General features: G+C 51.8%; 20 protein-coding genes. 8 read left to right on the forward strand and 12 right to left on the reverse strand.

Annotated features, from left to right (window positions below):
- Positions 1-22: 22 nt before the first annotated feature.
- From UNDYM_RS28560 to UNDYM_RS28575, 4 genes are all read right to left on the reverse strand, one after another.
- Positions 23-388: a response regulator gene (locus UNDYM_RS28560; RefSeq protein WP_162044192.1), complete on the reverse strand. Its 366-nt coding sequence runs from the start codon at positions 386-388 to the stop codon at positions 23-25.
- 1 nt (position 389) lies between these two features.
- Positions 390-3,575: a response regulator gene (locus UNDYM_RS28565; RefSeq protein ID WP_162044193.1), complete on the reverse strand. Its 3,186-nt coding sequence runs from the start codon at positions 3,573-3,575 to the stop codon at positions 390-392.
- Between the two features lie 100 nt (positions 3,576-3,675).
- Positions 3,676-4,479 carry a hypothetical protein gene (locus tag UNDYM_RS28570; RefSeq protein WP_162044194.1) on the reverse strand — a complete coding sequence of 268 codons (804 nt, stop codon included), beginning with the start codon at positions 4,477-4,479 and terminating at the stop codon, positions 3,676-3,678.
- Positions 4,466-5,527 (reverse strand): two-component system response regulator, encoded by a 1,062-nt coding sequence (locus tag UNDYM_RS28575; protein WP_162044195.1) that lies wholly within the window; start codon positions 5,525-5,527, stop codon positions 4,466-4,468. The genes UNDYM_RS28570 and UNDYM_RS28575 overlap by 14 nt, the downstream gene beginning before the upstream one ends.
- Before the next feature lie 281 nt (positions 5,528-5,808).
- On the opposite strand from UNDYM_RS28575, the gene UNDYM_RS28580 reads away from it, so the two are divergent.
- The 4 genes from UNDYM_RS28580 to UNDYM_RS28595 all read left to right on the forward strand — a co-directional run bounded on the left by UNDYM_RS28580 (position 5,809) and on the right by UNDYM_RS28595 (position 10,469).
- On the forward strand, positions 5,809-7,839 hold the full coding sequence (locus UNDYM_RS28580) for a UvrD-helicase domain-containing protein (protein WP_162044196.1): 2,031 nt from the start codon (positions 5,809-5,811) through the stop codon (positions 7,837-7,839).
- Positions 7,840-8,002: 163 nt separating this feature from the next.
- A complete protein-coding gene (locus UNDYM_RS28585) occupies positions 8,003-8,791 on the forward strand; it encodes an ABC transporter substrate-binding protein (RefSeq protein WP_162044197.1) in 789 nt (262 codons plus the stop codon).
- A gap of 22 nt (positions 8,792-8,813) precedes the next feature.
- Complete coding sequence (locus UNDYM_RS28590; protein ID WP_174245006.1) at positions 8,814-9,437, forward strand: pyridoxamine 5'-phosphate oxidase family protein; 624 nt, start codon at positions 8,814-8,816, stop codon at positions 9,435-9,437.
- 126 nt (positions 9,438-9,563) lie between these two features.
- A complete protein-coding gene (locus UNDYM_RS28595; protein WP_162044199.1) occupies positions 9,564-10,469 on the forward strand; it encodes a TraB/GumN family protein in 906 nt (301 codons plus the stop codon).
- A gap of 64 nt (positions 10,470-10,533) precedes the next feature.
- Here UNDYM_RS28595 and UNDYM_RS28600 read toward each other — a convergent pair whose 3' ends face one another.
- Both UNDYM_RS28600 and UNDYM_RS28605 read right to left on the reverse strand, forming a co-directional pair.
- Positions 10,534-12,081 (reverse strand): DUF4214 domain-containing protein, encoded by a 1,548-nt coding sequence (locus UNDYM_RS28600; protein ID WP_162044200.1) that lies wholly within the window; start codon positions 12,079-12,081, stop codon positions 10,534-10,536.
- Between the two features lie 62 nt (positions 12,082-12,143).
- Positions 12,144-12,581, reverse strand: a complete 438-nt coding sequence (locus UNDYM_RS28605; protein WP_162044201.1) for a hypothetical protein — start codon at positions 12,579-12,581, stop codon at positions 12,144-12,146.
- A gap of 177 nt (positions 12,582-12,758) precedes the next feature.
- On the opposite strand from UNDYM_RS28605, the gene UNDYM_RS28610 reads away from it, so the two are divergent.
- On the forward strand, positions 12,759-13,097 hold the full coding sequence (locus UNDYM_RS28610; protein ID WP_162044202.1) for a TonB family protein: 339 nt from the start codon (positions 12,759-12,761) through the stop codon (positions 13,095-13,097).
- 66 nt (positions 13,098-13,163) lie between these two features.
- On the opposite strand, the gene UNDYM_RS28615 is transcribed toward UNDYM_RS28610, so the two are convergent.
- Together UNDYM_RS28615 and UNDYM_RS28620 are read right to left on the reverse strand one after the other, a co-directional pair.
- Positions 13,164-15,074: a DUF4214 domain-containing protein gene (locus tag UNDYM_RS28615; RefSeq protein WP_162044203.1), complete on the reverse strand. Its 1,911-nt coding sequence runs from the start codon at positions 15,072-15,074 to the stop codon at positions 13,164-13,166.
- Positions 15,075-15,253: 179 nt separating this feature from the next.
- Complete coding sequence (locus tag UNDYM_RS28620) at positions 15,254-17,464, reverse strand: Ig-like domain-containing protein (protein ID WP_162044204.1); 2,211 nt, start codon at positions 17,462-17,464, stop codon at positions 15,254-15,256.
- Positions 17,465-17,824: 360 nt separating this feature from the next.
- Here UNDYM_RS28620 and UNDYM_RS28625 point away from each other — a divergent pair, with 360 nt between their 5' ends.
- Entirely contained in the window at positions 17,825-18,238 is a 414-nt protein-coding gene (locus UNDYM_RS28625; protein WP_232063628.1) for a hypothetical protein, read from the forward strand.
- A 43-nt stretch (positions 18,239-18,281) separates the two neighbouring features.
- On the opposite strand, the gene UNDYM_RS28630 is transcribed toward UNDYM_RS28625, so the two are convergent.
- Both UNDYM_RS28630 and UNDYM_RS28635 read right to left on the reverse strand, forming a co-directional pair.
- Positions 18,282-19,076, reverse strand: a complete 795-nt coding sequence (locus UNDYM_RS28630) for an ABC transporter substrate-binding protein (RefSeq protein WP_162044206.1) — start codon at positions 19,074-19,076, stop codon at positions 18,282-18,284.
- A 189-nt stretch (positions 19,077-19,265) separates the two neighbouring features.
- Positions 19,266-20,465: a GIN domain-containing protein gene (locus tag UNDYM_RS28635; RefSeq protein ID WP_162044207.1), complete on the reverse strand. Its 1,200-nt coding sequence runs from the start codon at positions 20,463-20,465 to the stop codon at positions 19,266-19,268.
- A gap of 193 nt (positions 20,466-20,658) precedes the next feature.
- Here UNDYM_RS28635 and UNDYM_RS28640 point away from each other — a divergent pair, with 193 nt between their 5' ends.
- Positions 20,659-21,312, forward strand: a complete 654-nt coding sequence (locus UNDYM_RS28640; RefSeq protein WP_162044208.1) for a DUF882 domain-containing protein — start codon at positions 20,659-20,661, stop codon at positions 21,310-21,312.
- Between the two features lie 59 nt (positions 21,313-21,371).
- Here UNDYM_RS28640 and UNDYM_RS28645 read toward each other — a convergent pair whose 3' ends face one another.
- A complete protein-coding gene (locus tag UNDYM_RS28645; RefSeq protein ID WP_232063629.1) occupies positions 21,372-24,128 on the reverse strand; it encodes a pitrilysin family protein in 2,757 nt (918 codons plus the stop codon).
- 189 nt (positions 24,129-24,317) lie between these two features.
- Positions 24,318-25,154 carry a D-hexose-6-phosphate mutarotase gene (locus UNDYM_RS28650; RefSeq protein WP_162044209.1) on the reverse strand — a complete coding sequence of 279 codons (837 nt, stop codon included), beginning with the start codon at positions 25,152-25,154 and terminating at the stop codon, positions 24,318-24,320.
- Between the two features lie 160 nt (positions 25,155-25,314).
- On the opposite strand from UNDYM_RS28650, the gene UNDYM_RS28655 reads away from it, so the two are divergent.
- Complete coding sequence (locus tag UNDYM_RS28655) at positions 25,315-25,698, forward strand: SirB2 family protein (protein WP_370529422.1); 384 nt, start codon at positions 25,315-25,317, stop codon at positions 25,696-25,698.
- Positions 25,699-25,703: the final 5 nt, after the last annotated feature.

Here is a 25,703-nt window from a genome sequence, read left to right on the forward strand (position 1 = left end):
TCCCCAGTCTGCGAATCTTGATTCAGGTCTTGAGTATGGAATCAACCAGAGATAAAAATGCCTGGTAGCGTATAGGTTTTGCCATATAGGCATCACATCCGGCGGCGCGGAAGCGGTCTTCATCACCGCTCATGGCAAAGGCAGTCAGTGCGACTATCTTGATATGGGCAGTCGCTGCGGCAGCCTTGAGCTGCCGGGTGGCAGTCATCCCGTCTATGCCTGGCAATTGCATGTCCATCAGTATCAGGTCGGGCAGTTCTATTCTGGCAATTTGCAAACCGGCTTCGGCATCCACCGCCTGTAGCACTTCATGACCGGCATTCTGCAACAGGAATGCCGCCAGCTTCATATTGACCGGGTTATCTTCAATGATCAGTACACGCGCCATCTCACTTACCCCTGCCTGCCATGGCCCGCCTTACTTCACCAATGAAGCGACCGTGATTGAATTCAGATTTTTCCATGACTTTTTTGACATCACCATTCAGTCGTGTCCTGTCGTCTGCCGTAATTTGCTTGGCAGTCAGGACAATAATCGGAATACTTGCGGTGACTGTATCACTTTTCAGTGCTTCCACCACATCAAAACCATTAATTTCAGGCATCATCAAGTCCAGTACGATCAGGTCAGGCTTATGTTCCCTTGCCATGTTGATGCCTTCCTGCCCGCTCAAGGCCGCCAGGGTTTTATAGCCAAAAGTATCCAGTTGCGCAGTGACCAGTTTCACTGCCTTGGGATCATCATCAACGACCAGGGCAGTTTTTTGTATTGCCGACGGGTCATTGCAAAATCCCAGCACACTCAGGGCGGTGGTCAGGTTTTCCCTTGCTATCGGTTTTTGCATGACATGGGCTGCTCCCAGAGACAGACCACGGCCACGGTCAGCCACGATGGAGATGATGACCACAGGGGTAGAGGCAAATAGCGGATGTTGTTTGAAATGCTCAAGAAATTCCCAGCCATCCATGCCTGGCAATAAAATATCCAGGGTAATCAGGTCGGGATGCTCTTTGCCTGCCATCGCCAGTGCAGCTTCTGCGGTACTGGCACGGACGATGCGAAAGCCTTCGCTTTCCAGCTGTACCCGCAAGACTTCTGCGGCCTGATCATCATCTTCTATGATCAGTGCCAGCAACTCCCCATTGGCGTGGTGATGGCTGCTGTCGCTAGTTTTTTCGGCAACATGGGCATGAGAATTCCCGGTGACGCCGCTGTCGGTATTGCTGGCCGTCCTGAGCTTGCCGGGCAGGTTGGCGGTACGCCAGGGTAGCAACACAGTGAAGGTGGAACCCTTGTCAGTGATGCTGTTCAGGCTGACACTGCCCTCATGCAGCTCTGCCATGCGTTTGACCATGGCCAGCCCGAGGCCGGTGCCCTGATGCTTGCGTGACAGGCTATTGTCTATCTGGGTAAAGGGCTTGAAGAGCTCAGCCTGAGCTTCTTCGGGTATGCCTATGCCGCTGTCAGAAACCATGATTTCCAGGTAGTGTTCAAAGCGCCCTCCGGTGACCTGGTAGCCGTCGATCTTGCGGGCTGAGATATGCACGCGGCCACCCGCCGGTGTGAATTTGACGGCATTTGACAAAAGGTTATAAATGATTTGCTTGACCTTGACTTCATCAAGCCAGATGTCACCGAGGTTTTCCTGGATTTTGGCCGACACCTGCAAGTTTTGCAGGCTGGCCTGTTCGCGCACTACCTGCATGCTTGATTGCACCAAAGCGTTGATATTGGTGGGTTCCAGGTTGATCTGCATCTTGCCTGCTTCTATCTTGGACAGGTCAAGGATGTCATTGATCAGCGCCAGCAAGTGCTTTCCGCTATTGAAAATATCGACCGAGGCGTCTTTCTGCTGGCTCGATAAACTGCCCATCAGGCCATCCTTGAGTATCTCGGAAAAACCGACGATAGCATTCAGTGGTGTGCGCAATTCATGGGACATATTGGCCAGGAATTCAGATTTCATGCGGCTGGCCTGTTCCAGTTGCTGATTCTTGGCGGCGATTTCTTCACTGCTGCTGCGTAATTGCTCTGCCAGCAGTTTCAGGTCATTGTATTGACGCAGATTATGCAGGGCAACGCCGAGCTGGTTGGCCAGTCTTTCCAGAAAAGCCTGTTCACCAGTAATCACATTATTGGTCGTGGCCAGCACCATCACGGCCAGCCGGTGTTCCTGGTAAAGCACAGGTATCATCAGCACATGCTTGGGACTGAAGTTTGCCAGTCCAGTCTGCAGACTCAGGCGGCTGGCATCAAGTGAATTGCTTTTGCCGGTCAGGGCAACCTGGCCCAGCAAACCTTCGCCCAGTTCAAATTCACGTGGTATATCATGGCCCAGGCCATAGCTGGCATCACAACGGAAGCGTGCATACCATTCATCGTAGCTGTACAGCGCCGACATCAGGTAGCCATGCCGCTCTGCCAGTAAAGTCAGCAAGCCATCGAAAATCTTGTGCCGTTCAAAACTAGCGGCAAACAGGTTTTGTGCCTTGACCTGGGTTTCATCATAGTGTGCAGCAGTCCTCAGTTTGCGCTCAGTCAGGGTGAATTCGGTAACATCGACATTGACTGACACACCGCCGACCAGTTGCCCATTATTGTCGTGCAAGGGGGCTGTGTTATTCGAAATGGTTTTGCGGCTGCCATCAAAACAGCGTATATCTGCCAGCTCATTGAGTATGGTTTCACCGGTTTTCAGGGTGCGGGCCAGTCCCCATTCTTCAGCCTCTATGCGTTTGCCTGTGTCTGGCCACCAGCCTGCATATTCACCATACTGTTCCAGGTTGACCATGCGTGAACCGCCCCAGATCGCCTTGGCGCCCGGGTTGATCTTGGTCAATGAACCATTGCGGTCACAGATAAAAACACCTACCGGCAAGATATCCAGCACCTGTTTGAGCAGGGCTTCGCTATCACGTACGGCGGCTTCTGCGCTGGTACGCTGATCGACGTCGCGCTTGAATTGCCACCACAGCAAGGCACCGCCTGCCAATGTAATAAATAAAACCAGGATGCCTATATTGCGTGCCTGGACAAAATTGTTTTCGACCTGGGTCTTGCGTTGTTGCAGCAAGACACGCTCTTCCTCTTCCATGTCGTTGATCTGCGCCAGCAAGGCTTCCATGATAATACGTGGGGTACCGCTGATCAGATGTTTGCGTACTGCTGGATAACCTTCGGCCTGATAGACCTGCAGAGTCTTGTCAAGGGCACTCAAGCGCTCTTCCAGTTTTTGTGCAAGGTTTTTATACAGCAGGTGTTGACGCGGATTATCCGTAATCAGTTCGGCCAGTTTTTTTGATGCCTGGCGTATCTGTGCTGATTTGCTGTCACGCTGGCCGGTGAAAACATCTTCACCAGTGATGAAATACAGGCGCTGTATGCTCTCCAGTTCCAGTACACCTGACCTGACGTCATTTAACTGGTCCAGCACCTGATAGGTATGGGCTACCCATAATGAGTTTTCACGATAGTCCTGCAGTGAACGGTATAGTTGCCAGCCAGCCGACAAGAGCAGTAGCAGCCCGAACATAAGCCCTGCAAGCAGTCTGAATTCGGTGCTGAGTTTTTTCATGGTGCATTTTCCGTGGTAAACACATGCGTGGCAAAACTACCGGTGAACTTTCTTGCAAACAAAGCTGTACTGAAATTTATAAAGTGCTTCAATGCAGGCTTCAATGATCAGGTGGCCTGCCCAGCCTGGGCTCCGGTGCAAATGCGATCAGGGTACCCACGCTCAGGTCCAGCACAAAATAATCCAGTCGCTGTTGCTCATCAAGACGGGTTTGCACCCGCCGTTTGCGTGCTGCACCGTAGGCCTCCTGCAATACGGGCGCTAATCCTGAGACTGGCATTCCTGTGCTGGGTAATGCCTGGGCGAGATCCCCAAGTATGCGCAGTGCCGTGCGGTTAAAACGGCTGACCACACCATCTGCCAGCAGGCAGGCACCCATGGGAAGATTATCTATGGCTTCTGCAACCATGTCTTTGTGTATCGAATGCATGAGCGCATCCAGTGTGCGAAAGGCATGGGCAGTCTCTGCATTGCTGAGTATACCGTTGTATTCTTTCAACAGGCGCTCACGCTCGCGGTTCGCCACATACTGTGTCAGCGCCAAATTGACGGTTGTCAGCAATTCTTCATTGAGCCAGGGTTTGACCAGCAACTTGAACGGATGGGCCTGGTTGACCGCCCTCAGTACACTGTCGAGGTCAGGATAGCCCGTCAATATCAGGCGCACGATGTCAGGATATTTTTCCCTGGCAGTGATCAAAAAAGCTGCAGCAAGCTGGTCACGCGGCTCGCATATCAATACCCCAACATGGTGTTCCGCAATAATGGCCTGTGCTTCGCTGGCATCTCTGGCGCTCAGTAAGGGGTGTTGCAAAGGCCTCAGTAATCGTGACAGGGCTTGTAGCAGACCAACATCATCGTCGATCAGCAGGATGGCAGGACGTTGGGTTTCAGGCATCGGCATGCTGGTCGAAAATAGCTGCAAAGCGCCCCGCCTCCGCAACAAAGCAGGACAATACTGCAGGATCGAAATGTTCAGGTTGTGTGCGGCCATCACCTTCGATGATGATATTCATGCTGCGTTCATGATCCAGCGCAGGCTTGTAAGGACGGCGACTGCGCAGGGCGTCATATACGTCGCAAATCTGCATGACTCTGGCAGCGATAGGAATGGCATCACCCTTGAGCCCATTTGGATAGCCGCTGCCATCCCAGCGCTCATGATGGTTCAGGGCGATTTCTGCGCCCATTTCGGTATACGGCGAGGTGCCACTGGAGAGTATGCTGGCACCCAGCGCACAGTGGGTGCGCATGATATTCCACTCGTCATGATTGAAGGTGCCGGGTTTTAACAGCACATGATCGGGTATGCCTATCTTGCCTATGTCATGCATGGGGCTGGCCTGGAAGATCGCATCATGAAACTCGCCTGGCAAATCCATGGCTTCTGCCAGTGCACGGCAGTAGTAACTGATGCGTCGCACGTGATGGCCGGTTTCTTCATCCTTGTGCTCGGCAGCACGTACCAGGGTGAATACAGTATCGCGATAGGCATCTTCCAGTTGTGCCGTACGCTGTACGACCTGGCTTTCCAGTATGCGGTTATGGTCAGTCAGGAAATCACCATATTCCTTGAGACGCAAGAGATTACGTACCCGTACGCTGAGGTCAGCCCGGTCTATGGGCTTGGTCAAAAATTCCTCGGCACCCGCTTCCAGGGCGCGCAGTTTGGAATTGCGGTCATCCAGCGCGGTCAGCATGATGACAGGTACAGGTTGGGTCAGGGGATTGGCCTTGAGTTCTGCCACAGTGGCAAAACCATCCATGCCCGGCATCATGATGTCGAGCAGTATGAGGTCAGGTTGCGCAAAAGCCGCGACTTTAAGCGCATCGCGCCCATTATTGGCGCTCAGGGTAGAATAACCTTCGGCATGCAAGAGTACTTCCAGCAAGCGTATATTTCTTTCTTCGTCGTCCACCAGCAGGATACGAGCAGATTTAAGGTCTTTCATAAAAGGCACCCTCCTGAGTGGAAGAATAGTCTGAGCTTATCCAATTGTCTAGCCTTTATTTCTATCTTTTTGGCAACAAAATTCAGGCTCTTATGATCTGCGCCTCTTGTGGTCTGCTTATGTGATCGATAGTCGCAGGGTATGGCGAGTTTATCTGTGTGGGCACGCACTTATTAACCTGCTGGCGAAGGTTACCTGCCTATTGCAGGCTACAATAGCGCCTGCAAGTTTTTGCGGATCAAACCGTCGCCCCTTATTGTTTCCCCATATTTTCACCCCCTATGTCGCATGGCCTGAACACCCCCCAACGTAATGCAGTCAACTATATGGACGGCCCCTGCCTGGTGCTGGCTGGGGCTGGCTCGGGCAAGACGCGGGTGATTACCCAGAAGATCGTCAATCTCATCGAACTGCATGGCTATGATCCAAAACATATTGCCGCCCTGACCTTTACTAACAAGGCCGCGCTGGAAATGCAGGAACGCATAGGCAAACTGCTGGCCGAGCCGCGCCAGGCAAAGCAGTTGACGGTCTCCACCTTCCATTCGCTGGGTGTCAAGATACTCAGGCAGGAAGCCCAGGCCCTGGGTCTGAAAGACCGTTTTTCCATCATGGACAGCGATGACTGTTTTTCTCTGGTGCAGGATCTGGCGATTACTACTGACAAACAATTGATACGCCGCATACAGACGGCCATGTCCTTGTGGAAGAATGGCCTGGTTGATCCTGAGCTTGCGTTGAAGCAGGCGCAGGACGAAGATGAAGCGATTGCCGCCCGGGTGTATCGCAGCTATGTCGCCACCCTGTCAGCTTATCAGGCGGTGGATTTTGATGACCTGATACGCCTGCCGGTAGAACTGTTCCGCAGCAATGAACAGGTGCGTGACAAATGGCAGCGCCGTCTGCGCTACCTGCTCGTCGATGAATACCAGGATACCAATACCTGCCAGTATGAGCTGGTCAAACTGCTGGTCACAGGCATAGGCAAAAAACCGATGTTTACTGCCGTCGGTGATGATGACCAGGCCATCTATGCCTGGCGTGGTGCGACCATAGAAAACCTGACGACCCTGCAAGTGGATTTCCCGAATCTGGAAATCATCAAGCTGGAACAAAATTACCGTTCCAGCACCCGTATCCTGCAGGCTGCCAATTCCGTCATCGGCAATAATCCCAAGCTGTTTGAAAAATCGCTGTGGTCTGAACATGGCTTGGGTGACCCGGTCAAGGTACTGGGCATGCAGGATGATGAACAAGAGGCCGAGCAAGTCGCCATCATGATTTCTGCGCATCGCTTCGAGCGCCAAGCCAAGTATTCGGATTACGCGATTTTGTACCGTGGCAATCACCAGGCACGCGTGATTGAGCAGGCTTTGCGACGCGAACGTATCCCCTACACCATCTCGGGTGGCCAGAGTTTCTTTGACCGCGCCGAGATCAAGGACATCATCGCCTATCTGCGCCTGATTGCCAATGAAGATGATGACCCGGCTTTCATCCGTGCCATCACTACGCCCAAACGCGGTGTAGGCCAGGCCACGCTGGAAGTGCTGGGGGCCTTTGCCGGGCAATGGCAATGCTCGCTATTTGCCGCCGTCTTCAAAGGTGGTATAGAAGCGAAACTGCCTGACAAACAGTTACGGCCCCTGCGAAATTTTTGTACCTTCATCAACCAGGTTGAAGCGCATGCCCACAGGGAAGGGCATGCCAGCGAATTGCTGGATGACCTGATGAAAGAAATTAATTACGAAGGCTATCTCTACGACAGCTTTGAAGACCGTGCTGCGCAAAACAAATGGCAGAATGTGCTCGACTTTACCCAGTGGCTGAAAACCAAGGGCAGCGGCGGCAAGGATGGTACGGACGATCACCGTAGCCTGCTCGACCTGACCCAGATGGTGGCCCTGATGACCATGATGGAAGGCAAGGACGAAGAACCGGATGCCGTGCGCATGTCCACCCTGCATGCATCCAAGGGGCTTGAGTATCCACATGTGTTTCTGGTCGGCGTCGAAGAGGGCATCTTGCCGCACAAGGGCGACCCTGATGCGCCGCCCGAGACCTATGCCGCCCGCATAGAAGAAGAACGCCGCCTGATGTATGTGGGCATTACCCGTGCCCAGCGCAGCCTGCACATCACCTGGTGCAAAAAACGCAAACGTGCAGGTGTGCAGGTGCATTGCGACCCTTCACGCTTCATCAAGGAAATGAAACTCGATGAGGGCGATGCCCCGCCCACTGAAGCAGAAGTCATGACACCCAAAGAAAGGTTGGCAGGCTTGAAAGCCTTGTTGAACAAACCCAGGGAGTAAATGCACTGTCACGGGGAAATGGCTACTAAGGGGTACTAAATTGGTGCATATTGAGCCTCTGGGTGGGCAAAAATGCTAATATTGCTGCAGGGGCATGTATCTTCAGTGCCCCGACAGTCATGCCAGGATACCCTGATGGCCAGATATTTTGCAAAAGGGATTTATGCGCCGTTTGCTTGCCTTGCTCATTGCCATGCTCTGCACTATTTTCATGCTGCCCGCACAGGCTGGCAGCACTTGTGAGCGCGTCATAGTGTCGGCAGATCCTGCTTACCCTCCCCTGCACTGGTATGACGGCAAGCAGTTTCGCGGTGCCAGTATCGCCATCATTACCCGTATCCTCGATGAGCTTGGTTTGCCTTATGAGCTGCGCTACCTTGGGCCGTGGAAGCGGGTATTGCATGCTGCCCAGAATGGCAGCATAGACATTATCACTACTCTCAAAAGTACCCCGGAGCGCCGCAGTTTTTTATTGTTCAGTGAACTGGTGATGAACAATCCTGTGGCTGCCTTTGTAAAAAAAGACCGCCCTATGTCCTATGCAAAATGGGAAGATCTCACGGGTTTGCGTGGCGGCATTGCGCGCGGCAACCGTTTTGGTTCTGCATTTGATGAGTACATGGACAGCCGCCTGCATGTCAGCGAGACAGACAACCTGGAAACCGCCTTCACGATGTTGCTGGCAAACCGTTTTGACTATGTGATCACGGGTTACCATGCAGGCCAGGCTTACATGGCATCGGCGAATATCGATGACAAACTCGTTCCCCTGCAACCCTTTTTGATCGAATCGCAAAACCTGTTTGGTTTTGTTGCGCAAAGCCCATGTGCCGTTCACCTGCCTGCATTCAACAGGCAACTGGAGAAACTGCATAAAGAAGGTTTCATTGAACGTGCTTTGCTGCAGGCCCGAGCCGACTGGCGCAAAGCACCCGTTATAGGAAAAAACTGATTTCATGTCGAATTTACCATCAATATCTTCACCACCATCGCACCTGATCACCACGAGCGAACAACTGCAAGCCTTGTTTGATGCCGTCGGTGCTACATCCATTAAAAAGGAAGTGCCATATATTCATCCTCATTACCAGACCTTGATAGCAGCCTCACCCTTTGCGGTATTGGCGACACGTGGCCCTGATGGACTGGACGCTTCACCCCGTGGAGATGCACCTGGTTTCATCGTGGTTGAAGATGAAAAAACCTTGTTATTGCCTGAGCGTCGTGGCAATAACCGCGTTGATAGCCTGCGCAATATCCTGTTTGACCCACAGGTCGCGCTATTGTTTTTAATTCCCGGTGTGGGCGAGACTTTGCGCGTCAACGGCAAGGCCAGCATTTCTGTTGAGCCTGCTTTACTGGACAGGTTCGCCGTTGATGGCAAAGCACCCAAATGCGTGCTGCGCATCGCTGTTGATACCGCGTACTTTCAATGCGCGCGCGCGATTATCCGCTCACATTTATGGCAAAGCGCCAGAGAAAAACCTCCCGGCATACCCAGCCCGGGCACGATACTGGCTGCACTGAGCAATGCTGAAGTTGATGGCGACAAATACGATAGGGAGCTGCCTGCAAGACAGCGTGCCACTTTGTATTGAACGCGACCATTGCAAGCGCGCCGCTATTTTTGAGCAGTGCACGTGCTTTCTGGTATCCTGTGCCGCCTGACGCGATATCAGGACCAGATCAGGGCCAGATCCCATAATTACCCGGAACTTATGATAATGAAATTCAAGCCTACGCTTACTCAGTTAATGCTCAAATGCCTGGCCGCGTGCAGCCTGGCGATTGCCGCCAGCAGTGCCTTTGCCCAGGCAGAGACGCCTGCCAAAGGTGTTTTCTGGGAAGTGAAATCCGACAAAAATACCGCCTATCTGTTTGGTTCCATCCACCTAGCCAAAGCCAGTTTCTATCCCTTGCCAGAGGCTGTCGATGCCGCCTATAAGCAGGCCGACACCCTGGTCGTGGAAGTTGATACGACCGATACCAAGGCCGCAGAAAAAGCCATGCCTTTCTTTACCTATGCAGCACCAGACAAACTGGAAAACCATATCAAAAAGAGCACCTTTGAAAGCCTGCAATCCATGGTCGGCCCGGCGGCTGCGCAATTCCAGAGCCTCAAACCTACGATAGTCGCCACCGCACTAAGCATAGGCGTATTCAGGCAGCAAGGCTATGATGCCTCCAAAGGAGTCGATCTGCATTATGTCTTGCGTGCGAAGCAGGACAAGAAAGATATCATTGAACTCGAAAGCACGGCATTTCAAGCCAGTGTGCTGGGCGGTCTCTCCGACGAAGATGCAGACGCCATGCTGGCACAAACCCTGGAGGGCTTGAAAAGTGGCGATACCCTGCGTGAAACCGCAGGCATGATCGCCGCCTGGAAAAGTGGCGATGCAGAAGGTCTGGCAAAAATCCTGCAAGAGGCAGCCAGCAAGGATGTGGGTTCAAAAAAACTCATGAAATTATTGCTCGATGACCGCAATCAGGGCATGGCAAAAAAAATCCTGGGCTTGCTGGAAGAAGGCAAGAAACTCTTTATCGTGGTCGGCGCAGGGCATTTGTCAGGTGCCAACAGCATTATCGAATTGCTGGAAAAGCAGGGCCTGGAAGTGAAGCAGATCAAATAAACTGCTACATCCAATTTGCAAAAGGCGCAGGGCGTGAGCCTTGCGCCTTTTGTTTTTGGGAGTGTTATCCCAGCCACAGATTGTATTCTATGCCGTTTTGTATGGAGCCCAGCACCTGGGCCTTGTTCTCCACACTTTCACAAAAGCTTGCGAGTGCACTGGCAGGAGTGCTGACGCCGGAACTGAGTTCCTTGTTCCAGTAATCAAAGCCAGCCTGGTCAGGTGCCCTGTGCAACACATTCTGGTAGAAATTCGTAATCAGCGTCGTTGTGGATGGGTTTGCACCATACAGTTTCTGGAATTCAGGTGACTGGAAGAACCCGGCAGCCACCGTCAGCAGGCTGGAACCCTTGTCCATGTCCGCTATCCAGTAACCCAGACCTGCCGCATCGGGTTTGCGGTCAAACGCTGCCTGGTACAGCCGGTACATCTGTCCGGCGACACCTTCTATATCAAAGGCAACCATCTTGTCGTTCAGTTGTACTCTTTCCACATTCACGACAGAGGTGATGTCATTGCTTACCGTGTTGCGGAAGCTGATGTCCGTCGCATTTTTCTGTATCGTGAAGTTGGCGCGGTTGTCCTTGATGACGAGCAGGTCAAAACCCGCACCCCCATCCACGGTATCACCACCGCCATTGCTTTCAAACCTGTTGTTCGCGCTATTACCTGTCATGACATCGCTGAAACGTGTGCCAACCACGTTTTCTATGACAGTATCGAAGGCAATCGACAAATTATTTTGCGACACCGTATCGCTGGCCAGCCTGCCCACCGAGCTGCTGGAGCCGGGAGTGAGATTGATGGTCGCGGCAACTGTCAGGGCCGATAAATTGATGGTATCCACGCCACCTGTGTCATTGATGATCTTCAGCAGGCGGCCATCAGCATCCGTCAAATTGTAGGTAGTTGCATCAGCGTTATAAGCCTTGCCGCCATACAGGTATTTCAGGGCGAGGTAATCAAACTTGCCAAAGAAATCCCTCTCCTGGCCTTGCGGTGCTTTCACATAAGACATGACAGTATTGGCTTCGCTGTCTTCTGCCGCCGCCAGGAAATTGTCTGCTGTGGTTGACGCTGGTTCGCCCGCATTGTAGTTACCGGGATGCTTGAGTCCGATTGCATGGCCTATTTCATGTACCAGTGTGGCCCAGCTATTGGTGCCGGGAACGATATTGCTGAGATTATCGCTGACTTCATTATTGAGATAAATGTCGCCGCTGGCCTTGGTATCGGCAGTATCCGGGTAAGTCGCATAACCGGCACTGGTAGAACCCTGAGCATTATTGCCCAGCCTGATGAAACCATAGCTGCTGCTGGTATCCGTCACCTCCTTGAAGGTGATACCAAATTGCTGGGAAATCAAATCAAAGATTTTGCGGGTAGCGACTTTCTGTTCATCTGTGAACGTGCTGAAACCCTTCTTGTCAGAGTCTTGCGCATAATCCGGGGCGGTACTCATGAAGCTGTAACTGACTTCAACTGCCGTGCCCACCGGGCTGCCATTATTCCAGCGCGCCGTCGCTGAAGGCAGCAGCACATCTATCCTGTAGTCGCCGCTGTAGGGATTGACGATGACGGTATTTACTTGTGTTGAGACGGTGCCAGCCATGATGTTATTCCTTATAGTTGGGATAAAAAATCATCGTTGCGGTCAGGTCGGGCACCTTTTTCTCACTGTGACCTGGTGCCAAAATCTGGGTAAGCCTGGAGTCTGGAGCTTTGAGCAGGCGTCGCCTGACGCCAATATGCAGAATAGTTCAGCGACCTGAAAATGAAAGCGCAAAGGATGTTAAAAAAAGTGACTTTATCGCATCCGCGTAAGCACTTCGTAAGAGCAGTTTTTTTAAGTGCAGGGAAAATAAATACTAGAGCGCGCGAGAAGTCTGCGCGACATCCAGCCGGGTATAAAAAATGAAAAAAGTCAGGCAAATGTGTATCTGTTACAAAAAATATGAAAAATATTTTACTGGGATCAAATAAATTTTTTTGCACCAGCATGAAGAGTAAACGCAATATTGGCGGGCTTTTCCAGCGAATTTGCACAAGTGTGGAGAATTTCGGGAACAATTCAAACCAGCCTGCTGCACCAAATAAATGCGTCATGAGCATTATGTTTTTTGGAAATAATGCCTATACGAATTATTGATTTTTTAGCGAAGTGCTGGCGACGTATATTGCATCCATCTTCCCGTGATCAGCTCAATTCAGCGATGCACACATCGTAGTGAAAACGCAGCAAATATCATGATGCAGTTGCAAATTCATTCATAACCTGAGGAGTTTATTATGTCCCCACATTTCCGCCTGTACGCCTTTGTCACTACCCTGGCTTTTGCCCTGGTCACCTTGCCTGCCTTTGCCATGGAAGCCAATGAGGCGTTTGCCGCATCTGGTTGCGAAGCACCAAGCTATGATCAACGTACATTGAATGATGAAGAACAGGGCCTGGTCAAGCTCAACTACCTGCTCAACGACAAGGGCACGGTGATCGATGCAAAAATTATTGACTCCAGCGGTTTTCGCAAACTCGACAAGGCATCCTTGCGTGCCCTGAAAGCTTGCCGCTTCCAGGTCGGTGCGACACCAGGCTGGAATACCCTGGCATTCGCCTGGACGCTGAAATAATCTTCCTGCTGCTTCCACAAGTATCCCAGTAACATTAAGTGTTTGTGGAAGCCGTAACGGAGATGCTTATGCGGGCATAAACCTCGCCAGATACTCAGGCGAATTAATAAACTGCCCGACCAGCGTGACCACATCGGTCCCCGACTGCGCCAGCAAGGCATCAAACGTCGCCTGATCCGGTGCATGCCCCAGCAAACCAATGTAATCCAGCGTCAGTGACACCTTGGATTGCGAATTCGCCTTGAACTCCGTCGATTCCGTAAAGCCCGCCAGCATATCGCCCCTGGAGAGGCCATTGCCCAGTTGCCCCAGCCAGTAGGCTTTGCCTGCTGCATCTGAACTGCGGTGCAGCACATTCTGGTAGACCCGGTCCACAAAGGCCGTATTGTCCAGCGCCCCGTAAGTCTTCTGGAACTCTGCACTCGACACAAACGAAGCACTGATTTTACTCAGATTCATGCCATCCTTTTGCACCTGCATCCAGTAAGCCAGGCCTTCACGGTCAGGCAAACGGTCAAAGGCACCAAAGTACAGACGCGTGATGCCGCCTATGCCACTCTGGAATTCAGCTGACTCCATGAACGACGCCGCCACCTGCGCCCGGCTCATCTTGCCACTATCGATTTGCTGCTGCCAGTACTGCACACCCGCGGTATCCGTCTCACGGAACAGCACGTCACGATAGAGCTGCATGGCAAACAGGTCTGAACGGTGCAAGACATCATTGTCCTTGACATCAAGCTTGGTACCGACCTTTGCTTCTATCGCATCCGGGATGCCATCACCATCCTTGTCGCCGGGTAAGGAGGTACTGGGTTTGATCGCAATTGTCTCCGCATTCCCTGTCTTATTTCCCAGTCCTGCTGAAAATGAAATTTTGCCGTTGGCTTTGCCGTCCAGGTCACCTGGTCCGCCATCAAGAATTGTGAAATCAACTTTGAGCTTGTTTCCAGATGCTGTGATATTCGTCGCCAGGTTTATCCATTCACCGCTGTCTGTCTGCGTCCAGAAGCCATTCACCGCACTATCTGCCGTGGTGTATAGCGACAATCTGACTTCGGCATGGCTGCTAAAGCCTTCCAGTTGCGCAGACAAGCTACCATAGGGGAGCTGTATTTCTGTGGCGCTGTTGGTGACGGCAGATTTAGTAGTGACTTTTTTTTGTATGATGTGCTGAGTATTACTCAGGGTCAGATAATGTGGACTCGACGAATGATCCTGCCACTGCAGGGATGTGACCGCATTCTGCGATTGATCGGCAATACCATCTCCATTACCATCACCCAGACCTTCACCAAATAAATTCGGTACCAGGGTTTCCACACTCATATAGGCACCATCACCGTCAGCATCAGAATCAATGCCAGCGTCATATTTGAGTATCGAATAATTCTGTGACAGTGCACTGCCCGCATTTCCTGCAGCATCAACGACTTTGATGATCAGGGTATTGCTGCCTTCCAGTGCTTGTCCGGCCAGTGTCCATTGCTGCGTCCCGGGGTTGGCGGTTGTCGTGATCCAGGTTTTGCCATTGTCCGGCGACAGAAGAACACACTCATCCGCAGCCAACGGCGCACTCAGATTACCCGAGATGGTTTGCACACTTGCCGTGGTCATGAAATCAGAATTGCTGACGCCGTCATCATTGGAAAAACTTAGCCGGGTGATGTGGGTGCCTGGCGCAGTTTGATCAACCTGATAGCGCTGGCCAGTAAAGCCGCCAATCAAGGCCAGGTTGGCTTTATCAAGAATGCCAGTACCGGCATTCTCGAGATTCAAACCAAGTGTGCCGTCGCCCACCAGATTGCTGATGCTGACTATATAGTTGCTTGCATCGAGCTGGGTGACGTTGTTGATGCTGGCCCTCACACTGCCTGTGGTGAGCAGTGAGAAAGCGGCTGGATTAACCCCTGTGACGGCCTCACTGAAGCTGACTTTGTAATCCAGGGTACCCAGATTATTGATTTCACTCTGCACGCGATTAATCGCCAGGGTTTGGGGGCAATATTGTCCGTTACAGTGATGAGCAGATTTTTTTCATATGCAGCACCAGCCGCATCTGTGGCGCGTACCAGCGCCGCGTAGTTACCTGCTGTCATGTCCAGAGGATGTTTTGCGATCAGGCTATTACCAGAGATAAGGAACTTGCCATTGTCCTAGTCATTCGCGCCATTCCCTGTCACCAGACTGTAGCTGGCGGTGTCGCCAGGATTAGGGTCCGTTGCTGTCAGGGTTCCAACAACGGTGTTATCTGCAGCAGATTGTGTGATGACCGATGCACTCAGCCTGATATCCGTGGGAGCCAGGTTTACACCGGCATTGATGGCATAGTTATTGGAATTCGTGCTGCCTGTTGCTGCATTGCCGGCGTTGTCGCTGACACCGCTGTAATTAAGGGTAATGACATTGTTGGCAGCTACCACACCAGACGCAGGTGTCAGGGTAGCCGTCCAGATGATACCGCCATTGCCGGAAGTGACAGCCGTCAAGCTGCCATTCGCCACCGTCAGATTTGCATTGCTGAATCCGCTGATGGCCTCATTGAAAGTGAAGGTAACCAATGATGTGCTGGCGCTGGTCAGATTGTTGTTGGCAACCACGACAGTGGCCGTAGGCCGCAAAGTATCGACGCTATAGTTGCCTGATGTGGCGCTGCCGGTACCTGCATTGCCACTCAGGTCGTTGATACCGGTGTAATCCAGCGTAATGACATTGCTATTATTGCTGGCATTAACAGCGGGAGTCAGTCTTGCTGTCCAGGTGACTCCGCCATCACCAGTGGTCAGGTTGGACAATGTGCCATTTGTTGCCGTTAAATCAGCCACGGTAAACCCTACGATGGCTTCAGAAAAAACCAGGGTGACTGTCGCAGTATCGCCTATCTTTAAAGCCGTATCGGAGATTGTGATTGCTGACGCGAGTGTGGGCCGGACGGTGTCAATAGAGTAATTGGGCGAATTGCTGCTACCTGTACCGGCATTTCCAGCCACATCATAGACACCAGTATTATCCAGGCGTACTACATTGGACGTGTTGGTGACGTTGGCATTCGGGGTTAACGTGCCTGTCCAGGTGATGCCACCGTTAGCGCTTGTCAAGCCGGTGATCCTGCCATTCGGCACATTCAAATCCGCTGTCGTAAAATTGTTTACTGCCTCAGTAAACTTGATGGTGATGGTTGCCGTATCGCCGATTTTTAATGCAGTATCGGACAGGGTAATCGCCTGTGCCAGCGCCGGAGCTGTAGTGTCGATGGTAATGCTGGTGTTGCCAGATGCGTCGCTGATATTGCCTGCCCCGTCCACCGCCCTGACACTGACGCTATGTGTACCAGCAAGTGGCAGCACCGTCGCAGGATCCTGGGTGACTGTGATGGACCAATTTCCTGAACTGTCTGCTGTTGTCGTGCCCAGTATGACCGCGCCGCCTGTGTCATACAGAGTGACTGTTGCAAAAGCTTCCGTGTTACCAGTGAATGTCGGGGTACTGATATTGGTCTTGCCATCCGAAGAAGAGACACCAGAATCACTGGCCATATCCAGTGTTGGCGCGGCAGGTGTGGCAGGCTTGCTGGTATCGACCAGATAATTGCTATTGTCCGTGACGGCAGTGTGGCTGAGGTCGGCAGCATTGCCCAGTGCACTATTCAGGCCGCCACCATTCAGGTTGACACTGTTGCTGGCGATACTGATACCATTGCTGTCGTTAATCCCTGCCGTTATGGTGTAGCTGAATACTAGGGCGGTACTGCCGCTGCCGGAACTGTAGCCCGCATTTACTGTCGTGCCACCGATATTCATGGACAATTGCGGTGTGCCTGTGGCCGTCGTGTTTTCAGACATGGTGACAGTGATAAACACCACATCGCCAGCGTTGAGGCTGTTATTTTGTATACCCGTAGCTGAACTGATGGCGATACTGTTGATGACAGGGATACTGGTATTGATCGCCAGCGCCTTATTCGCCCCCAGTGAATTTGCCGTGCCCGGTGTCGCCAGTGTCAGGTCCGCATCGGTGGTATCACCACTAAGCTTAATCGTCCCGCCATTCAAGGTCAGTGCAGCAACGTCGTGGTAATCCAGATCGGTGCTGCTATCCCCTGTTTGCACGGTGTAGTTGAAAGTCAGGGTATTGCTGCCGCTGCCCGCCACATAGTCGATCACCCGGTCAATAGTGCCGGTTTCCAGTGTCAACTGCGGTATGCCAGTGACATCAACTGCCTGATCAAAAGTGATAGTGATGCTGATTTGCTCACCAATGGTATAGGTACCATCCAGCTTGGCAGACGTGACTGCCGTGATGACTGGCGAAGCCGGTGGTGGACTCAGAAGTAAGGGATAGGAAAGGGCGGTGGCCGTGCTGTTCACGAGAATATCTGTATCAGTCGGTGCTTGAGATGGCGATTCAGCAAAGAAATGGGGGCGGAGACAGTCATGAAATATCGTTCTACAGGGGCGGCCTTATATCCGCATCAAGTTAGCGCTGAAATTGGGAAACCGGGAAGATACCTGACAAACGCAGAAATTTAAATGAGATATGTGTAGCAATTGTGAATACGAACAAATTTGTATTAATTTAGTGCAGGGTGCGTGTATTTTTTAGCAAGCAGATCAGCTCATGTAAGAGTCGGTAGTTTATTTGTGTCAAAATGCAGCTTGAGCTTATGTGTCAGTCAAATTGCATGTGCAAGAAAATGGCATTAAAGAAAATAATTAAGAAGCAAGATGATGTTTAATGACAAGCAGCAACCTGACCCGGCGCAAGATTTGCAAGAGCATCCGTGGGTCTCTCTTGAAACCGCACTGGATGTAGAAGCCTGGATGGATTTGCAGCACCGCGAATTACAGCAAGCCCTGGGTGACAAGCCAACTACTGGCCAGGGCATTTGCCTGACGCTGCTACATGGCGGCGAACTCTACCTGCATACCAATTCTGACGGCGATGTCATGCTGGACCTGACAGAAGAAGCACAATGGGTAACGCCGGTATTGACTGCAGTGACCCGCAGCACGCCACCGAAGGGACAAGTCTGGGGTTTACCAGGCCATGTACTGATACAACTGATACTGGGCTTGAATAGCCTGATCTCCAGCAGCCGTCTGGTATTACGGCATCAATACAAGGGTGCCCGCATAGCCTGAGCCCTGCTCGCTACTGCATTTACTTCTGCACTCACTCCCGCATTCACCTCGGTGCATAAATACGTGCCAGTTCACCACTCTGGCGACCCTGCATGATGGCCTTGTCGATTTTTTGCAGCAGGCTGGCATTGCCATCAGTGCGCATGGCGATATGGATATCTACCGATGATACCGGTCTCGGCAATATGCAAAACAATTTACTGTTTGCTTCGCTGTTTATTTGTTTGTCACCATATTCTGCCGCGTATTGCTGGTTGATATGGTTTTCCAGCCTGCCTATATTGCCACTTGCGCTATACAGCAAGAAGGCATCCATGCGGTGCATGCTCAGTTTCCTGAAACGCCCCAGGTTATTGCCGGTGTCATCCTCGACCTTGAACAAGTCATTGCTGAGGCGGTCAAATTCTTCTCCATAGCTGGTGCCACGTACTATGCCTATGGTCTTGCCTTTCAGGTCGTTGATAGAATTAAAAGTAAACCTGGCATTGCAGAGTGTCACCAGCAGCGCCTGGTCGCTAAAGATGGGCGCGCTGAACTTGAAGTTGCGCTGGCGTTCACGGGTTTTGGACATACCAAAGATCAGGCCTTCACCCATGGCCGCATTTTCCACTGCTCTTTTCCAGGGGTAGCGCCTTACTTCAAATTTGAGCCTGGTATGTTGCTCAAGGTAGCGCAGCAATTCCACAACTTCTGCAGAAAGTGGAATGACATTACCTTTGCCATCCAGTTCTTCGCTCATCAATAACACCACGCCAGACTTTGTTTGTGCATGTGCCACACTGACCCAGCCAGAGCAAACCAGCAAGAGGCAACACAATAAGCGTGTATAACTTGGCATTATCGACAGGGCTTTAAAGCATACGCTTTATCTTAGCGCAAATTATCTGCTTTGACTGTTGGCGGCTGTGCGCAAAAGCCGGTCGGGAGTGTAAAGCTTGTTAAATATGGCAAATCATTGTTGCGCCTCCAAAAACAAAAAAAGGGTCCATGCCATGCATGAACCCCTTTTGAACTCAGGTCAGTTTGTTTAATTCGCTACGCCATTCCTGTCTATCTTGACGATGCGTGAGCCACCTGTTTTCTTGACATTCACTTCAGCCTCGCCTGGGCCGGTGACCTTGATACTGGCACTGTCGAGCAATAAATCACGGGCATGCAGGTCACCACTGCCAGTCAGTCTGGCGCTCAGGCTTTTGGCTGTGCCTTTCAGGCGGGTTTCACCCGGGCCGTTCATCATGACTTCCAGCGCGGCTTCCGATTGCAATTCCACATCAAAATCACCAGAACCGGAATTTTCCAGCTTGAATATGCCTGTAATGCCTCGATAACTCTGGTTCGACGGGCCATTGTTGACGATCTGTAAATCCCTGATTTTCAAATGATCTGCATTGACATCGCCAGAGCCGCTGCTGGTCAGGGTCAGGACAGTAATCTCGCCACTCAGGCTCAGTTCACCCGGGCCATTGCTGCGTATGCTGGCCTGTTCTGCCCTGATGTCCTCGATCTGGATATCGCCAGAGCCAGACATGTCCAGTTCCAGCGCCTTGATCGTTCCACCCAGCTTGATATCAGCAGAACCATGTTGCACCAGCTTGACGGGAACAGATTGCAAATTGTCAACACTTAAGCCGCCACTGCCGTTGATGCTGGCATCCAGTGACTGGCTCACAATATTCATGTGCGTATCACCAGAACCATGGAATTCGACTTCAGCCTTGCCGGTCTGCAGTTGCTGCAAATCCATGTCACCACTTCCGTTGGACATCAATTTCAGGGCATTCACCTTGCCAGTGATCTTCAGGTCGCCGGAGCCGTTCAGGTTCACGGCCAGGCTGTCTGCTTGCAGGTCACGTACCTCTATATCACCGCTGCCATTATTATTGATACGGTTCAGGCCACTGGCAGTGACCCTGATCGTGCCGGGTCGGTTGGTCCAGGTAAAACTATAGGATTTACGCTTGCTGCGTATGATCAGGACCTTGTTTTCCACCACGGTTTCAATTTCCGGCACCAGATTGTCGTCACCGCTGACTTCCAGCGACGGGGTAGAACCATTTGTGACCACCACATCAAAAAAACCGGAATTTTCTATGGCGCTGAACTCAGTCACCGCACGCTTCTCGGTAAGCTGTTTGCCACTACCCTTGATGGCATCGCCATTGACCCTGACTTCGCAGCCGCCGAGCAAGACTGTCAACAGCGCCAGACATCCTAAAGATTTGATCATGATATCGTTTTGTAATAAGAGTTATTGGATGCTTCTAGTGTAATGTTGTTTTGTATGGAGATCACAAGGCAAAAAGACAGAATGCAAATTCTGTGTGACCAAGCGTAAATTTGCCGGATAAACCGCAGGGCTTTGATTATTATGGCGATATACACTAAGCTGGTTTTTATTTTATCAATCCTGAAATCATAGAATGACGTTAACGCGCCGCCAATTACTAAAGAATGGGCTCTTGCTCGGCAGTACCGCATTAGCCGGCCCGCATGTCATCCTGCATGCGGCTGACATTACCAACGCTGGCACTGAAAAACATGCGCAACCAACGCCGCCGCCTGATCTGTTTGACTCACAGGCGCTGGACATAGAATTCTGGGTCAAGCCCCGCACCATGGACCTGATACGCCCTGCCACAGGCGAGCGCAGCAAGATACTGTACTGGAAAGACGGCGAAGTGCTGGAATCAGCCTACCAGCAACTGTGCCACATCCTGCGCGACGTCAATGGCAAGGAAACTGCACCCATAGACCCCAAACTGCTGGAAACCCTGTGGGCCACCCAGGCCTATATCGCCCGTTTTGGCATGACCAGACCGCTTGAAATCCTGTCTGGCTACCGTACCCAGGCGTCCAATACCCGTCTTATAGAGCAAGGCGTGCCCGCAGCCCGCAAATCCCTGCACATGGAAGGCAAGGCCGCCGACATCCGCATCCCCCAGCTACATGAAGAAATTCTGGGTGAGCTGATACAAAGCTTCCGCCAGGGCGGCGTCGGCTTTTATTACCGCCAGACCGCCCAGGGTGGCTGGATACATACTGACACTGGCCTGCAAAGAAGCTGGAAGGGCTGAGCTGCCATCCTTCTGTCAAACCGGAAATCTGACATTTCCGGTTTGATGAAAAAACAAAATTACTTGGCAGTTGCCGCCTTGGCCTTGGCTTCGTCCGCAGCAATAAAGACACTCATTTTGGCCGGGTCTATATACCGGCGGAAGGCATCGTTGACCTGTTCCAGGGTCAGCGCCTGTATCTTGTCATCCATGGCTTGTGACCAGGCCCAGGTGCGTTTCAGGTACAGATTGCTGTTCCAGCCGCTGGCTACTGCACCATCGCTGCTGCGGCCTTGTACTCTTTGCTGCAAGAGCCCGGATTTGGCTTTGGCCAGTTCATCGGCAGTGAAGCCTTCCTTGAGGGCGCGTGCCAGTTCTTCCCTGACGGCGATTTCCAGTTTTTCCAGATTCTGTGGAGCCGCCGTGGCGTTGATACTGAAGCTACCTACCGGGTCGATTTCACCGGCAGTCAGGCTGGAACCGCCGCCATAAGACAGACCATCTTTTTGACGTATGCGCTCCATCACGCGCGAGTTCATGCCGGCACCGCCACCAAAAATATAATTGGCCACACGCAGAGCAGGGAAGTCGGCATCGTCTTCACGCAAAGTCAGGTTCATGCGGCTGGAATAGACGCCATTTTCCTTGTCAGGTGTATTGAAGGTTTGGCGCACCACACTGACCTCCTGACGCTTGCTGGCCAGGCGGGTGTAAGGAGACTTGCTGGTCCAGCCATCAAACACTTTGGCAACGGTCTGTTTCGTGCTATCTACATCAAAATCACCGACGATGGACAATTCACCCTTGGATACGCCATAGAAATCCTTATGGAAAGCCTTGATGTCTTCCAGCTTGAGATCGCGTATGGCTTGCAGCGATTCATCCAGTGTCATGGATGCACGTACATCGCCTTTGGGATAGGTATTGAAATGCTGGGCCAGGGCGCGGCTCGCGACCGCAGATGGCTCATTGCGGGATGCCTCTATGCCGACCAGGGCTTTTTCTTTCAATTGTTTGAATTCGCTTTCCGGGAAATTGGCTTCCTTCAAGACATGCGCCACCAGTTCCAGTGCCGCAGGCAAATTTGCCTTGGTGGTCTGGAATGAATACAGGCCGCCACTCATTTTCAGCTTGGACATCTCATCAGCCAGTTGTGCGCGGGAATATTTGCTGGTGCCTGTGCTCAACAAACCACCGGTAAAGCCCAAGACACTGGCTTTACCGAACAGGGTTTTTTCATCACCCCAATGCAAACTCAGCGAGACATTTACGGTTTCGCCCCTGGTCTTTTTAGGTAATAGGGCTACCTGCAGATTGCCTATGTTGCTCACTTGCGTGCGCTTGTCGATATTCGCCGGGGACGGATCAAATACTTCTGCCGTCAGTGTTGCTTCTTTGGGCTTGAAGTCTTTCATGACTTCAGCAATACCAGGCGCCGCTGGTATTTCGGCTCGCTGTGGATTATCTTCCGGGATAAAGCTGCCTACGGTACGGTTGTCACGCACCAGATATTTTTTCACGGCAGCAGTGACTTCTTCGGCAGTGACTTTGCCTGCATCATCCCTGTCCTTGAACAGATAGCGCCAGTCACCCATGGCGATATATTCAGACATGCTGATCCCTATGGATTCGTGGTTGTTCAGCAGTTTTTCATAGTAGTTGGCATTATCGCGTTTGATGCGTTCCAGCTCTTCCCTGGTCGGTGGATTATTCTTGAACTCTTCTATACCTGCCAGCAGCATATCTCTCGCCGCATCGACGGATTCGCCTTTCTTGACCACGGCACCAATGATCTTCAGGCCAGGCTCTACATGGCCCATGCTGCTGGTAAATACTTGTACCAGCTTGCCGTTTTCCACCAGTTGTTTATGCAGGCGGCCATGTGGTGCGCCAGCCAGTATGCTGCCTGCATAACTCAGGGCATCACGGTCATGGTGTAGGCCAGCCGGTACTTTATAGGCGATCATGACCATCTGGCTGTCACCCTTGCGGCGCACGACAAAGCTGCGTTCGCCATCCTGAGTTGGTTCTGTAGTCCAGAACTGTGGCAGGCTGCGCGTTGGTTTGGCGATCTTGCCAAAGGAGGCATTGATCCATTGCAGGGCTTTCTCAGCTTCAAACTTACCGGCTACCAGCAGCACGGCATTGTCTGGCTGGTAGTAGTTGCGATAAAAGGCTTGCAGGTTTTCTATCTTGACGTTTTCTATATCGCTGCGGTTACCTATGGTCGAATTGCCATAGTTATGCCAGTCAAAGGCCACGCTTTGCATGCGTTTCATGAGTACAGCTCCGGGTGAGTTCTCACCGCGTTCATATTCATTGCGCACGACCGTCATCTCGGTGTCGAGGTCTTTTCTGGCAATATTGGAATTGACCATGCGGTCAGCTTCCATCTCCAGTGCCCATTTCAGGTTGTCATCACTGGCCTGGAACAGTTCAAAATAATTGGTGCGGTCCAGTGAGGTGGTGCCATTGATGCGCATGCCACGCTTATTGAAATCTTCCGTAATTTTAGGATTGGTAGGTGTGCCCTTGAACATCAGATGTTCCAGCAAATGCGCCATGCCGGTTTCGCCATAGTTTTCATGGCGTGAGCCAACCAGATAGGTGACATTCACCGTCACTGTCGGTTTGGATGCATCTGGCATCAGCAATACGCGCAGGCCATTGGGCAGACGGTATTCCGTGATTCCCTCAACACTGGTCACCTGGCTGACACCTTTGGGCAGAGTGTCTGCCAGGGTGACCGGGGCGGTAAACAGGATAGCACCGCCCAGTACCAAAGCGCGCAAGACGGGTTTGAGAGTAAGCTGCATGCCAGAGCGTAGTTGTTGCATAAAATCCTTCTATGATTTCAGGGTACAAAAATAATAAATCCGCCGGGCGGATTACACCTGACGGATATGATTTATGAAAATAGGTAAAGTTGCAGCTATTTTGTAATAAAGATAGACGACATTTGCCGACCGGCACTAAATGACCCTACACTAGTCGAATTGTAACTATGTGTTAAATATAGTCATTTGTCAATTGTGTGCTGGATTGTGCGCGGACTTCACTTCCAGCGTCTGGCTGCCACTCCAGCTATCACCTGGTGCCAGCATGATGGGGCGTAATATCGTCGCTGCCTCCACACACAGCATATTGTTTTCACCGCCAGCATGCAGGTCATTGATCTTGGCAGCGCCTGCACCGGGATTCCATACCACGGCATCAGCAAAACCGCTGCTGCGTATAAGGGTGCTTTGTTGTGGCTGACGCAATTCAAGCTGGGCCGGGACCTGACCATAAATGCGGTCGGTTTCGCCGGTGATGTGCAGGCTGGGCTCCGCTTCCAGGCAATGATCTGCCCCTGTAACGGTATCGCGGTAATACAGACCCTGCAGGCCATGCAGGCTGACATCCGCAATGTCCTGCACCGCCAGGTAGGTATGCAGAGCCGTGCTGAAGCTGAAATTGGTGTCGCCCGTGTTGTGTATGTCCAGCACGATTTGCAGACTATTGCCGAGTATGCTGACCCGCAATTCTGCGCGAAAGACATAAGGCCAGATAGTCAGTCGGGCGATGTTTTCTTTGAGCTCATAGACGGCCTGGGCCGCACCGCTTTCCAGCAAGCCAGACTGCAAGAGCTTCCATTCACAAGTACGGGCAAAACCATGCTTGGGCAGAGTGCCCTGATTCGAAAACTGCGGAAACACCACCGGTACGCCGCCACGGATGGCGACACCATCCAGAAAGGCGGATGTTTTGCTCATGAATAATTGTTCAACCCCGCCTGCAGGTATCCAGGAACACAGATGTGCGCCCTGGCTGGCAATTTTTGCAGTGGCACCGTCTTGGGATGTGAGGCTGAGGAAATTCATGCAGGTTTTCTTTCAGTAAATGTTGACATGCATCAGTGTAATGGATAGTTGCGCAAATGGTATGGGTTTGCTCTTACATACCGCGCTTACCGCGACAAAAAAAGCTGGCTTTCGGTTAGTATGGCAGACACAAAAATCTACCACGGAAACCAGACCCACCATGTCCATCAACTATCTCGCCATTAAACACCTGCATCTGACTTGTGTGGGATTGAGCGGCAGCTTGTTCCTGCTACGCGGCATCTGGAAAATGCGTGACTCTGCGATGCTGGATAAGCGCTGGGTAAAAGTGTTGCCGCATGTGATAGATACGCTCTTGCTGGCCAGCGCCCTGACGCTGGCAGTATTGAGCGGGCAATATCCCTTCCAGCAAAACTGGCTGACCGCGAAATTATTTGCCCTGATACTGTATATCGTTCTTGGCACAGTCGCCTTGAAACGTGGCAAGACACCCGCCATACGCACTGCTGCTTTCATCGCTGCCATCCTGGTTTTTGCTTATATCATCAGTGTTGCCCTGAGCAAGCAAGTCATACCATTCTGATCAAT

It is taken from the genome of Undibacterium sp. YM2 (assembly GCF_009937975.1).
Taxonomy (GTDB): Bacteria; Pseudomonadota; Gammaproteobacteria; order Burkholderiales; family Burkholderiaceae_D; genus Undibacterium.